Annotated in this window: 10 protein-coding genes; 3 read left to right on the top strand and 7 right to left on the bottom strand. The window is 44.1% G+C overall.

Annotated elements, in window-relative coordinates:
* Positions 1-73: 73 nt before the first annotated feature.
* A complete protein-coding gene (locus tag KS242_RS05795) occupies positions 74-688 on the top strand; it encodes a PH domain-containing protein (protein WP_217323409.1) in 615 nt (204 codons plus the stop codon).
* A gap of 398 nt (positions 689-1,086) precedes the next feature.
* Here KS242_RS05795 and KS242_RS05790 read toward each other — a convergent pair whose 3' ends face one another.
* Positions 1,087-1,362: a GNAT family N-acetyltransferase gene (locus KS242_RS05790; protein ID WP_217323408.1), complete on the bottom strand. Its 276-nt coding sequence runs from the start codon at positions 1,360-1,362 to the stop codon at positions 1,087-1,089.
* A 138-nt stretch (positions 1,363-1,500) separates the two neighbouring features.
* Here KS242_RS05790 and KS242_RS05785 point away from each other — a divergent pair, with 138 nt between their 5' ends.
* A complete protein-coding gene (locus KS242_RS05785; RefSeq protein ID WP_217323407.1) occupies positions 1,501-2,865 on the top strand; it encodes a DUF2254 domain-containing protein in 1,365 nt (454 codons plus the stop codon).
* 36 nt (positions 2,866-2,901) lie between these two features.
* Here the strand turns inward: KS242_RS05785 and addA are convergent, their stop codons facing one another.
* The 4 genes from addA to KS242_RS05765 form a co-directional block, all read right to left on the bottom strand.
* On the bottom strand, positions 2,902-6,627 hold the full coding sequence (addA, locus tag KS242_RS05780) for a helicase-exonuclease AddAB subunit AddA (RefSeq protein WP_217323406.1): 3,726 nt from the start codon (positions 6,625-6,627) through the stop codon (positions 2,902-2,904).
* Positions 6,608-10,114 carry a helicase-exonuclease AddAB subunit AddB gene (gene addB, locus KS242_RS05775; RefSeq protein ID WP_217323405.1) on the bottom strand — a complete coding sequence of 1,169 codons (3,507 nt, stop codon included), beginning with the start codon at positions 10,112-10,114 and terminating at the stop codon, positions 6,608-6,610. The genes addA and addB overlap by 20 nt, the downstream gene beginning before the upstream one ends.
* Before the next feature lie 270 nt (positions 10,115-10,384).
* A complete protein-coding gene (gene lepB / locus KS242_RS05770) occupies positions 10,385-10,927 on the bottom strand; it encodes a signal peptidase I (protein WP_217323404.1) in 543 nt (180 codons plus the stop codon).
* 54 nt (positions 10,928-10,981) lie between these two features.
* A complete protein-coding gene (locus tag KS242_RS05765; protein WP_217323403.1) occupies positions 10,982-11,629 on the bottom strand; it encodes a TVP38/TMEM64 family protein in 648 nt (215 codons plus the stop codon).
* Positions 11,630-11,828: 199 nt separating this feature from the next.
* Here KS242_RS05765 and KS242_RS05760 point away from each other — a divergent pair, with 199 nt between their 5' ends.
* A complete protein-coding gene (locus KS242_RS05760; RefSeq protein ID WP_217323402.1) occupies positions 11,829-12,218 on the top strand; it encodes a YhjD family protein in 390 nt (129 codons plus the stop codon).
* On the opposite strand, the gene KS242_RS05755 is transcribed toward KS242_RS05760, so the two are convergent.
* Complete coding sequence (locus tag KS242_RS05755) at positions 12,166-12,684, bottom strand: competence protein ComK (RefSeq protein WP_217323401.1); 519 nt, start codon at positions 12,682-12,684, stop codon at positions 12,166-12,168. The two genes, KS242_RS05760 and KS242_RS05755, sit on opposite strands and share 53 nt — an antisense overlap.
* 128 nt (positions 12,685-12,812) lie before the next feature.
* Positions 12,813-13,991, bottom strand: a complete 1,179-nt coding sequence (locus KS242_RS05750; RefSeq protein WP_217323400.1) for a M48 family metalloprotease — start codon at positions 13,989-13,991, stop codon at positions 12,813-12,815.
* Positions 13,992-14,041 lie beyond the last annotated feature (50 nt).

The raw sequence follows: 14,041 nt of genomic DNA, 5'->3' as shown, positions 1-14,041 counted from the left end.
ATAGATGGATACAAGCTGTCAGAATTGCTAAAATTAGTATATCACATGCTTTCGCAGCAGAGAGGAATGTTTTATGTTTAAAAAGCTAGCTTCAGACGCTTTAGGTCTATCCGATATTGGTAAGATTATTCCGCCTAGTGATTATGATAAAACAGATGCCGATGACTATGTAATGAATGAAGATAATGAAAAAATCTATTTCCTGATTAAAACAAGACAAGATGAATACTGCTTTACCAATCTAGCAATCATTCATGTAGATGGGGAAAGTGCTGTTTCCTCTAAGCGCACACTGCGACGTTACCCATACATGCAGCACCGTATCAGCAATGTTTATTTAGAAACAGCTGGAAAAGTTGACTTAGATATCGAAATTAAATTCACAATCGACGGTCAAGCCATCAGCATTGATGTAAAAAAAGACCAGATCGATCAATTGAAAGATTTGTACAAAGCTTTACTGCGTATTGCTGAAATAAACTATGAAAACAGCTTGTATACAGATATGGCACATACGAGCCTCGATAAAGCTGCTGCTATCCTCCAGCAATCCCGCTATACGGATGGAACGTTGGATGATACATACAAAAAACTTACCGAATTCGGTTTCGAATGGTTGTCTTCTACCAAAGATAGATACCACACACATGACTTTGGTTCCGTTTATGAGAAATATATCAACAACTAAGAAAGAAGGAAGCTGGGACAAAACAAGATTAATTCATCCTAAAAGCAAACGATGACTAGATTCATACTTTTTCATGCAGCCCTCAGACGGCTGCTGCTTTCCAAATCTAGCTGTTATTGTCGGACAAGAATGGCTTTTGAAGTAGATGCCGACAAGAAAATCGCTTTTTATTTTCGAGGAGTCTACGTATTCTTTCTATACTAGTAAGGGTCCTCATAACAAGAATCAGCGCAGGAAATACACGGAGACTCCCGCGGGAGTCTCCGTGTATTTCCCAAGCGATGCTCTCATCTTCGCTTACAATGCAAAAAATCCAAACAATACTGCTTTTAATTGCAGTATTGTTTGGATTTTTAAATAGCTTGGACAGTTATGCCCCAGCCTCCTCCTTTTTTTGATTAAAGCGGTCCTTCCCAAACACCATCGTATTTTTTATTAGAACTCAGTACTTGGTGTGCGAATGTGCACACAGGGACGATTTGTTTATCCTGTTCCTGCGCATACGCAACTACACGATCTATTAATTCAGTGCCAAGGCCATCACCTTGCATGTCCTCTTTTACTAATGTATGGTCTATTACAATATCATCTGTCTCTCGAAAGGACACTTCTGCATCTGGCTCTTCCTTGTTCCCGACAAAGAAACGTCCCTCGTCTTGTTTTATCTCAGCCATTCTTTAGCCTCCTTTTTCTTCTTTTGCTTTTACTCTACCCTCCTATTCTGACAGGTATGCATCTTGCCCATTCTGGTTTGGTTTCTATTTATTATGGGAAAGGTTAGAAGAATAACTTCAATGAGAGAGGCGTCTTCTATGCTTACCAAACTTTTACCAAAATCAGTACGAAAATTTATACATATGTCGCACAGACAGCGGAAGCATGAATTGCAGCAAAATTTATGGGTAATGCCAACGATATATATATTAGGAACGCTGCTTCTCGTCTCCATCCCATTATTATTAGATCTTCTTTTAGACTTACCTTACTACACAACGGGATTTTTTAATGCTACCGCTGCAAACACAGGGACACTCGTTAGTGTGTTAGTAAGCGGTACTTTGCTGCTTGCTGCTTATACACTGAACTCCATTCTCGTTGTTCTGACAAGCTTCAGCTCAGAATATTCACCAAGAATGCTGTTTAACTTTATATCCGATCGTACAACACAGCATATATTAGGCCTTTTCTATGGAAGTTTCGTATTTATGCTTATTTCATTCCTCTTTGTCACAAACAGTTCCAGAGATTATTTCACAGCTGTGCCAATTTCCTGCACACTCGTTACACTAGCTGCCGTCATTGGCTTTACTATCTTTGTGAACCACACGACAAATTGGATGCAGCTTCATAATATTGTAGATGCCATGAAAGATGAGTCAGAAAAGATTATAAAGTCTACAATAATCGACGAACTAGAGCCTTACCGCGCCGATGAACCAGGCTATACCTTTGAAGATTACCCTGCGTATACCTATAAAGCTTCCAATGCAGGATATGTTCAGCTGATTAATTTTAATGACATGATTAAACAGGCAAAAGAAGATAACATTGTTGTTAAAATGGAGGCCAAATCAGGTGATTTCGTATTAAATGGTAACTGCTTATTCAGTTATCGAGGTCCCGGTGCTCAAGATCTGAAGGTGGAAAGATACAGCAAGCTCATTCAAGTTGGACATAAAAGATCCGAAATCCAAGACGTTGAAATGAGTATGAATAAATTGAGTGAAGTTGCCATTAAATCAATTGGAAATGATGATCCAACTTCTGCCATTAATACCTTCCATCAAATGGCAGTATTGATGATTAATATGGATGCATCCACTACCCTGCATCCTTATCTTCAGGATGATGAAGAGCAGACACGTGTTGTCTATGATTCCGTCACTTTCTCCACCTATTTGTACGAAGGATTTGGGAGAATCCGTCATTATGCAGGAGAAGATTATTTATTAATAATTGAGATGATGCAGATATTCATTCGATTGACTGATTCCATTTCAGAAAAAAATTATACAGTAATTTGGGAATTTGCCAAAGACACCGTATTCAACGTTCCTAGATCTGCTTTCTTTCATGCCGATCGCGACCGCCTGCTCCAAAACATGAAAGAATTGGCTGATGCCACGGGACATACGATGGAATATTATGCAATAGAACGCTACCTAAAGACCACTTAAAAAGGAGACAGCCATCACATGAGCTGTCTCCTTTTATTATAATTGCCGTAAAATCCCTTTGTCGAAAAAGTAAAGATACTTTTCTTTGACGGGCCTTTTCCATATCCGCTCAATGGCAGTGGCATATAGTTCAATCTGTACACGGTATTTCTCCATCAGAACATCTGCTCGTCTTTCTGGATCGTCTCCAAATAACGTGTCTGTTTTGTAGTCGATCAGTACTAAACCATCATTTTCTACAATAATTTGGTCTACGACTCCTTGGACGACTACCTTATCAGAAGCAGCTCCCGACCAATCGTTATACAGTTCATTCGCAGGCAGCGCTAATGTAAATGGCGTTTCCCGATAAGATTGTTCGGCCTGACGGATACGCTCCGCAAGAGGGGAAGCTAGGAAATCAAGTATCTTCTCTCCATCAATTGCCGCTAATGCTTCTTGCTGCAGAAACTCTTTTTCTACTAATTCTAGAAGGAATTCATCTAGTTTTTGTTTACTCCACTCTTTATGGAGATCCAGCTGCTGCAATACCGCATGAACAGCGCTGCCTCGTTCTGCTGGCGTAAGTTCCTTCGATTCCTGCAGAAAACGCGGTCTGCTGGCAATTGGAGCTCTTTGCTGAATCCGATTTACGACTCGACTATCGCTATAGCTATCCCGAATTTCCCGCTGCCGTTTAATTTCTGTTACTGTCTGTTTGGCACGAAATCTCGTAGCTTCCGCGTACGGATAATGATACGTCAGCCGGTCCTCTACTTCCGCTTTCCAGTCTGCAGTTTCTTCACCAGGCTGCCAGTTGCTAATACGCTGGAGCAGCTCCTGGTTTGCTTCTTCTGCTTGCTCCTCTGCCAGCACGTAATCTTTGCTAGCTTGCAAGCTGATTCGCCACTTGGATTGGTCCTGTGTGATTTCTTGCGGCAGATTTGCAGCGAGCTCATCGGCACGAAGTTCTTCTGCCTGCTCATGCCGCATCAATGCAGGTGCTACCCAATCCAGATAAGATGTCGCTTCTAAACGGTAATAAGATGGCAGCACCCAGTCAGGGTGTTCGGCTACCTGCCGCCATTTTTGCAGCTTTTTGTCTAAAGAAGCCACGTTACCGACCATGACAAGCTTTTCCTTCGCTCGTGTCAACGCTACATATAGTACCCGCATTTCTTCGGCTAATGATTCACGCTGCTTCTCCGCTTTTAACGCATGGTAAATCAACGTAGGATACATAAGCCGTTTCGAAGGGTCGATATATTTACTGCCAAAACCCAAGTCTTTATGCAGCAAATAGCGCTCCCGAAGATCTTGCTGATTGAACATCTTATCCATAGCGCCGGTAATAACGACTGGGAATTCAAGTCCTTTACTTTTATGAATAGTCATAATGCGGACGACATCTTCCTGCTCACCTAAAGCTTTGGCAGCTCCCAAATCATCTCCGCGTTCTTCCATTCGTTCAATAAACTTTACAAAGCGGAACAGCCCCCGGAAGGATGTGTTCTCATAATTGCGCGCCCGGTCATACAGCGCACGTAAATTCGCTTGACGCTGGCGGCCGCCTGGAATACCTCCGACAAAGTCATAATAACCTGTTTCTCGCATAATCGACCAAATGAGGGCAGATAATGCACCTTGCCTAGCTTCCATCCTCCAGCTGTGCAGCCATTCCAGCAATCGTTCAATTTTTACAGAAATAGCATCCTTTGCTGTTTTCGCATAAGATCTTGCTGCTTCAAAATAACTGCTTCGCTGATCAGCTAAGCGAATCTTGGCAAGATCGTCTTCCTTCAGCCCAATGATTGGCGAGCGCAGAACAGCTGCGAATGGGATATCTTGCAGTGGATTATCGATTATTTTCAGCACGCTCATCATTACTTTGATTTCAATTGCTTCCAAGTAACCAGTCGAAAGCTCCGCGTATACCGGAATACCTTGCTGCTTCAATTCATCAACAATAGCTGGCGCCCACGTCATAGAGCGCAGCAGAATGACAATATCGCGATACTGAAGATCACGCTGTTGCTGCGTGCTTTTATCGACGACTTGCATCGCCCCTTCGCCTTCATGTCCAATCCATTGCTGAATCATCCGAGCGTAAGCACGCCCTTCCAGCTGCGCCTTCTCCAAATCCTCTACCATTTCTGTATCAGTATCCGCCTCGTCTGTTTCCTCCGATCCATCTCGGTTAATAACAAGAAGCTCAACGTCAGTGTCTGCTTGTTTGAGCTCATCGTACATCGTATTGGCATAAATCAGCTCAGCTTCCTTCTCGTACTGCATCTCCCCGACATCCTCTGAAAACAGCTGACGAAAAATATAATTTGCTCCATCCAGTACTTGCTGGCGGCTTCGGAAATTGCTGGCGAGATCAATGCGCATACCAGGATGATCTGCGTCGGAAAAGGCTTTGTATTTCGTTAAGAATAACGATGGCTCCGCATGCCGAAATCGATAGATACTCTGTTTGACATCCCCAACCATAAATATATTCCCGCTTCCCGAACGGTCGGAAAGCAAGGTGACCAGCGTCTCCTGCACCAAGTTTGTATCTTGGTATTCATCTAAAAGCAGTTCCTTGAAACGGCTTTGATAGCTTTCGGCAATAGCAGAGGGAACAATATGTTGTGGATTACTATTTTCGTCTATCAGCACTTCCAAGCAAAAATGTTCCAAGTCTGAGAAATCGACTAAAGCCCGCTCGCGTTTTTCCGATTGATAGCGGATGCGGAACTGTTTAACAAGCAGAGCCAGCTGCTGAATGGATGGATAAAGCTCTTGCATATCAGCCAAGTAAACTTCCAGGTTTCGTGCAAACCAGTCCCCGGCAAGCTTGCCCCATCTTTTTTTATAAGAATCGCGCAATGCCTTCGCCTGTGCTTTTTTTGTATCATCACATTCTACTTTTTTAGCCGGCAACCGGCCGAATGACTGCTCTTTAATAAAACGAACGGCGTCATTCCAGCTGCCGCTTACAAGTTCTGTCGCTTTGGCAATGAATTGCTTCTCGGCTTCAAAGGTTTCGGCATAATGATATGGTCCATCTGGTTCTCGCGTCAGTGCTAATGCCTGCTCTGCTTCCTGCAGCATAGCATGCAGCTGATCATTTGCTTCCCGCTTTAATACTTGCAGCCATGGAAGCTCTTCTTCTTCCTCTATTGCTGCGACATCATATAATTGTGCCATTTGATCCAGCCATGTGTCTGGATACGGATTCTGCGTCGCAAAATCATACAGCTTGAGAATGAGGTCCTCTACTTCCAAATCATTTCGATCATTACTAAAACGATCAACAACACCGAAGAAAGCAGCTTGCTCCTCGCCTTCTTTGCCATACCATTCTTCCAGCAAATCACCCATTACTTCTTGGCGGATCAAGTCTGCTTCCAAGTCATCTGCAATACGGAAGCTCGGATCCAAATCTAGCATATACGCATACTTTCGCACTACGTCCAGACAAAACGAATGGAGCGTGGAAATAGATGCGTGCTGCAGCAAAGAAAGCTGTTTACGAAGATGCTGGGAAGATGGATCTGCTTCCAGGGCTTTTTCAAGCGCAGTTCCGATTCGACTGCGCATCTCCTGTGCAGCTGCATTTGTAAACGTAACGACGAGCAGCTGATCGATATCGACTGGATCGTCTTGATTCACTAGCTTTTGAATGATTCGTTCTACCAGTACAGCTGTTTTCCCTGAACCTGCTGCCGCTGCTACTAAAATATCATGTCCTTTCGCGTCAATCGCCAGCTGCTGTTCATTTGTCCACTGAACCATCTTGTTCCACCTCCTTCTTGATGCTATTTAATACTTCGTCATCCTTCATATCTTTTATGGCACGGTATTGATTGCTGGCGAGTGATGCATCAAATTGGCATACTGCCTTAAAGTCACAAAATGTACATGCGCTCCTATCATGATGGCGATACGGATTCAAATGCACACCGCCATTTGTTATATCAAGACCCGCTTGTTCCATCAAAAATCTTGTATGCTGCTGCAATGCACGGAATGTATCTTGATCGGCTGTCTGGGAACCAGAACGAAAAGCCCCATCCTTTTTCAGCCCTGCCGGAATGATTTTACTCATGCCAGATTCAAGTGACGTATCCATCATACGCGCAACCGATTCGTTTTCCAGCAGCATCCCTTGCATCTTGAACTTTTTAAAGATTTCTTCCTCAATATCTACTTGTGATCTGCTTGATTGGGAGATTAGCGGATTATGCACATGGAAATACAGCACACCCGCAGGAGTTGCCCGCAGTCCAAGCCACTGTTCGGAATGCGACAAAACGACATCCAAATAAGCAAGCATTTGCAGTGCAAGTCCATAGTATACTTCTGTCAGATTCAATGCTTTGCTGCTGGACTTGTAATCAATGATTCGGAGAAACAGCTCTTCTTGATCAATCGCTTTATCTACTCGGTCAATCCGCCCGCGAAGCTGGATGTCATACCCATTCGGCAAAGTCAGTTCAATCGGCGGAAGTGTCTGGTTCTCACCAAAATCAAGCTCCAGTCCGACCGGGGAGAATTTACTTTGTCTTGCTTGCTCACTTAGTGTATAGGCTGCCCGCGAAATAATTTCCTGGAGTTTCTGCTGAATATATTTGAATCGATTCGAGCTGTGAAGGATTTGATTTTGGAGCACTGGCGCCAAATTCCCCATCGCTCGTTTCGCATATCCGGAAGCATCCTCCTTATTCAGCTGTGCATAATTCCGCCCCTCAAGCTGCACCCAGTCCGTAATTTGTTTTAAAGCTTCATGGAATAACTGTCCAATATCAGGTGCGTCTAACTTGTATGTTCGTCTGTTTTCCAAGCCAAGACTGTACTTAGCAAAATGCTGGTACGAACAGCGATAATACGTTTCCATCCGTGACACACTTGCTTTCACCTTTTTGGGGAATAGCTGTTCTTTTGTTTCTTCAGCCAAATCTTCTACTTCGTTTTGATAGAAAAGACTTTGCAAAATTCTGCCTGTCAGCTCTTCTTCGCTCTCATGCAGGATGAACCAGTTTAGAACACTGTCCCAAATCGGATGAATCGGATAGCTGCGCATTTTCCGAGCAAGCTGTGTTGTCAGTGCCGACCGGCTCTGATCAATTGTCGCCACAAAACGAGCTGTGTCGAGACTATCCTCTGGGTCCTGAAGCAACCGCTCATCGCAGCACCAATCAAAGAGATCCTTTACTCGCTGTACAAGCGTGGATGCCATCTTGGCTTTTCCTTCTTGATCACTAATTGGATAACTCACCCACAACCGTTCACTCGCTGCCGTAAAAGCAACGTACATATAAAAACTTTCATCCAGCAGCTGTCGCTTGCTTCCGGCCGCAAGCTGAACACCGTACACAGCCAGCAGTTCTCGGTCTTCTTCGCTGATCAAGCCATCTGGCTTCGGCTTCATTGGCCAAACGCCTTCGTTGACTCCTAACAAAAAAGCACATTTCAGACCGCTCACTTTACTGTGATCAATTGTTCCAACGATGACTTGATCCAAACTTGGCGGAATATGGGCAAATTCAAGTGACTCAAAGCCTGTTTCCATCGTATGACGGAAGACCTGCAGCGAAACGCGCTCTTCCCCAACAATCTCTACTGCTTCATCTAAGAGCTGAAGCACGGCATCCCATACTTGGTCTTGTTCTCTTGCTCGCTCCAATTCGCCGCGTTCATCAAAGGCCATTTGCATTGCTTCCAGCCGCTGCGGAACGTGCAGCTGCTCCAGCCAGTTATAAACCGCAACTGCACGCTCACGGAATGTCTTTCCTTCACGCAGCTTGCGATCAAATTTCTTCATTGCTTCGGCTACTTGGCGGCGATAATGGTTTATCCGCTTTTGCGTCTCCAATTCCTTGTCTGTCTGCCGGCCCGATTCGAATCCGCGGAAACGCTGGAAGATCCAGTCTTCCTTTTGCAGCCACCGATCTCGAGAACGAATTCCATATTCCAAACAATAATTTTCTAGTTCATCGATTGCTTCTTCTGTTAGCGGGTATTCGTCATCAGATTTAGGAATGAGACCTGTCTTCAATACACGAAACACAGCTTCATAACGCCAGTTCCCATCCACAACTTCCATTCCAGAACGAATAAGCTCAAGCAGCGGATGATGAATCATTGGTTTCTTCTGGTCAATAAATACTGGTATATGATAATCAGCAAATACAGTTTCAATTAATTCGTGATATACATCAGCTTGTCTAAGCAGTAAGGCGATGTCTTGATAGCGATAGCCTTTTTCACGTACAAGCGTCACAATCTCCTGTGCTGCACCTTCAACCTCTGCTCGCGGGTGGACCGCTTGTGCCAGTGTTACCGGCACTTCTTCTTTTACAGCAGGAGCCGGACGTGTCTCAAAATGTTTTTCCAAATGGAGAAAAGCAGGATTATGACCAAAACGGCCTTCCGCTGGATCCAGTTTCTCTATTGCGGTAATTGGCACATTTCGCTCTTGTGCTGTTTGCTTTACCTGCACAAATGTCTCATGTGTGCGCGCGAACAAATCCAGTTCATCCACATCCTCACGATCCGCACCGTCTAATGTCAGTGTCACCGTTACCTGTTTCGCCTCGGTCATCAAGCTGCCAATCACTTCTAGCTCTTGGGGGGTGAACTGATGGAAGCCATCCAAGTATATTTCTGAATCCTTCACGGAACGGGACAGCGGTATTTTAGATGCCAGCAAATGCAGCTGATCTTCACTGTCAATATATTTATCCCGCAAAAGGGCAGTAAGTCTATCGTAGATATAACTGATATCTTCCAGCTTGTCCCGAAGTGAACCTTCATTAGAATGGGGCTGCTGGAACTGCTCCATCTCGCGAATCTGATCATGAAGCAGCTCAGGTGTTATGCGATAACGCTTCAATTCCGTAATCATGTTCTCCAGCTGTTCCATAAAGCCGTTCTTCTCAATCGCCTTCTGAAACACATTCCAATCTGATTTTCTTTCCTCTGTAATTTTACGCAGCATCATTTGGACACCAGTCGAGGTAATAAACTGTTTCGTTGCCCCGCCCGTTTCCTGCAGTACATACCAGGCCAGCCGGGATAAGCTATAAACTTGTGCCCGAATGCTTCCTTCTACGCCAGTTTGTCTGATCAGCGCTTGCTCTTGCTGAAAAGTCATTTGATCTGGCACTAAATAGAATATATTCGGCCCCATTGGGTCTGTTTGCAGCTTGTCTGCGATTTCATCCAGACAAGCACGTGTCTTGCCGGCTCCGGACCGGCCAATTATAAAACGTACACCCATGCTAGGCTTCACTCCTGTCTTCCAATCTAATATTCTTATTTTACCACGATACGTGCAGCAAAGGAAAAAAGATAAGCACGTTTGTTCGCTTGCATTTACTGGAAGCAGTGGCATAAAACGCTCAATTAACTTAATGGCGATTAAGTAGAGAATTACATCTTAGGTATAACTCCCCTCCGGCAGTCCAGCTAAAAAAGCCGAAGCAATTCTGGGAACCATACCTCAGAATTGCTCGGCTTTTCGTTTGTTAAGATTCTGGCGTTACAATCTCTAATTACTAAGTCCTGATGCTGACATTGGCCAAAACTGGGCGTCAACTTTTCCGACGACTTTTTCAATTGGTATAAAGCCGAATGAGCGGCTGTCCAGGCTATCTCTGCGGTTATCACCCATAACAAACAGCATACCTTCTGGAACTGTTTCTTGCTCCGTAACTTCTTCCAGTGTAAAATCTCTGGTTAGCGGACCATCAACTTTATCTCGATAATTTTCCAAGTAATGTTCGGGTCTGTATACACCATTGACAAACAATTGATCATTATGAACTTCGACTGTATCTCCCGGCATTCCGATGACTCGCTTTACATAGTCTTCTTCTTTTGTTGCATGAAATACGATGACATCAAAACGTTGAATACTGGATGCATCATCCATGAATTTATTTACCATTAGGAAGTTTCCATCCTGCAAGGTAGGCTCCATTGACTGTCCGTCCACACGGTAATCCGCAAATATTAATTCTCTAGCAAAGAAGAACACAAGCAATATACCGCCTAAAGAGAGGAACCACTTCCAGCGCTTTGTCTTTTTCATGTGTTTTCCTCCGGTGTAAGTGTTTTGCAACACTTTACCCCGAGCTAGGATGCTTTAATCCTTATGAGACTGCTCTAGTTTTTTGCTTTTCTTCTTCAATCTCGTTTCCACATACTTTCCGATTATCCAGAAGAGGATAATCGCTCCCGCTACAACAACAGCTTTTATTGGATTTTCAGCAAACGAACTCAGGCTGTCCCCTACATAAGCAATTGAGAAAATCATCAATGCTTTACCGAGAATAACCGCCAGTACAAATTGCTGCAGACTGACTCTCGATAATCCAGCTACTACATTAATGATAGCGGAAGGCGAGAATGGGAAGCATAACAGTATAAAGAGCGGACCAAAGCCATGACGGTCTAGCCACTCGGTTATTTTCTTTACTTGCTTATTATTCCGCAGCCAATTGATCATACGTGTATGACGGTATCGCCGAATCAGCCAAAACACCGAGATTGCGCCAAGTGATGTACCAATCCAGGAATATAGAAAGCCCCATAGCAGACCGTATGCCACTGTATTAGTTAAGACGAATACAACGAGCGGCAGAAATGGCAGAAAACTCTCCAAGTAGGGAAGTGCAATGCCGGGTATAGGACCCAAATTTTCATATTTATCTAACAGGGACCTTACGTAATCGTCCCATGTTCCATTGCGGAACATTTCCATAACATCGTTCCAACTAAAGCCTAAGAGCATCTAACCATTCTCCTATTCCCTGCAAAAAACATCTTTTTTTCCATTCTATACGAAAAGTCCAAGCATGCAAAGTCTGCTGGATCATCCCTTCTTTTCCTGCATTTGGATAATCAATTATAAATTACCGATATAATCCTGTTTTCACTTTACAAGCAATCGGGTATAATGGAACATATGTTCGTAATAGGGAGGGAAGGCAATGCGTTGTCTTAGTGAGTCGGAATACAGGCTGGGATCACGGTTTCTGTTTTTATCTATGGCCATTGTTGTTCTGCAGCAGGACATCCAGATTGTAGAGGAAGGAAAGCACAAAATTAAGGCCTATCTGCTGCATACATTACAGTCTTTGGAGAAAGCAGCTTTAGAGGAGCGCCGACAGCTGCGTTCCAAACTCCGAGCATGTAATATGCAAATCGTGACAGCTGAAAAAAATGATGCTTTTACTACCTTCCTGTTTATTACAAAAGAATGCGAAGAGAAGCGAAACTACTTTAACCCCGCCATACGAAAGAAAGTCGAGGCGATTCTGCTAGAGCTTACGCAAAGGGTTCCGCAATCTGGTCCCCGCCATACTTCCACAAATGCCTGATGCGCTTGTCCAGTAAGAATCTGTATTGGGCTGTGCGTTGTACTTGGTTCATCATAGAGCCATAAGATACATCAAGTGTGAGGGTATGCCCATTTTTGAAGATGATGCGTGTACGCTGATGAGGTGCAGCTTCCATGAGTTTAATGTGGGAATGAGATATCCAGGAGCACGTATGGGAAAGCGGCGAAGAAGTAGGGAAAAAATACATACCACTGACAGGGTCAATTGATATTGGCGCTTTATGCGTGATTCCGCAAATTTCTTTAACACCCGCCTGTCTTCCTTTCAAACTGCTTCCATAAAACTTACAAGCTAAGTCGATGAATTTACTTGGAGGGGTGCGATACGAATAGCTGTTTTCTGTTTCCAGTACTTCGCAGCCAGGATGACCGTTTTCTAGGATTTTCGGCAATACCGCCATCGTAAGCGGTGTAAGTTCTGCCACTGCAGGACTTTGATTTATCATTATGTCATTCCTTTCTGATGCAGGAAAAGAAGGATTACTTTTACAATAGCAAATAAAACGTCGAAAAACAGCAGAATTTTGCTTTCTTAATAGAAACCTTACAATTTAAAGCAGAAGCAAGATGTTTATCACTGCTTCTGCTTGTTTTCGATATATTCTTTTATTGTTTCAATTCGGTCCTGCATGGGCGGATGGGTTGAACGCATCCACGTTATAATCGGCCAAGGATCTGGATCACCTTTGGATACGCTTTGCATTTTTTGAAACATACGAATTCCAGCTTCCGTATCAGGTGCATGCTCAAGTGCATAGGCATCCGCTTGCTGTTCCATTTCCCGCGAAACGTATAACGATACAGGCTGACTGACAAGCTGAAAGGCAGTCAGCATGAGCAGGAAAAGAGGCACAGCTTGCAGCTGATGCGCCTGCAGCCGTCTCTTGGCCAAATAGTTAGCAGAAAGTCTTTTTGTCACCCACAAAAGCAGGAGTCCAAGCACAAGAAAGCCTGCTGTGCCCCAATACACATGATGCAGCACATAATGTCCGATTTCATGCGCCACAATGAACAGCACCTCTTCCTGCTCCAAGCCTTCTATCGTAGTATCGTAGAGGACAACACGCGCACTATCAAATACTCCCGTCACGTACGCGTTATACGTCACCGTATCTGAACTCTTTCCTATCTCCAGGAGTGTGGCATCCGGAATACCAGCTTCAGCAGTCAGCTGTTGAATTTGTGTACGCAGCTGTCCTTCTCGTAAACGATGAAAATCCTCATAAAGCGGATCAATCCAGATTGGCTGTACATAAACGACAAAGAAAGCGCACGGTACGAGCATAACCCAAAGAAGAATCCACCACTTTTGCGGAAACTTTTTCATAAGCAGCTGTGAAAGATAGACTACTGCTGTCACAGCCAAATAAAGCAGCAGTAAACTTAATGCATACTCCCGCAGCCAGTCAACAAAGGGCTGTACACTAATAGCTGCATGTCGCGCATTCCAGTACCCCGCTAGCCGAAACGGCAGCTGAACGACGCCGTACAGCAAAACTAGAACCAATACAAAGACAGCTGCGGCTGGCAGCCTGGAGAGTTGTCTTTCCAGACTAGCCGCAAGCTCCTTCCAGCGTTGGCTTTTCCAGACGATATACAATAACACTGGCAATAAAGGAAGACGTGAGAAATATACCGCATGCCCGATACTGGCGTAACGGCTTGCATCCGTATGAAGCTCCGGATAAATGAATGGAAAGAAGATCCATATAGCGATCACATACAAACTATAAGCAATTACGAGCCGTCTCATCATATTCCTCCTAGAAAAAAAGAGACGGCCCGCAGGTCGTCTCTATGCTA

The sequence above is a fragment of the Terribacillus sp. DMT04 genome, assembly GCF_019056395.1.
In the GTDB taxonomy this organism is placed as follows: Bacteria; Bacillota; Bacilli; order Bacillales; family Amphibacillaceae; genus Terribacillus; species Terribacillus aidingensis_A.
The sequence above is the reverse complement of the archived record's forward strand: the minus strand, read 5'-3'. Positions and strand labels throughout refer to the sequence as shown.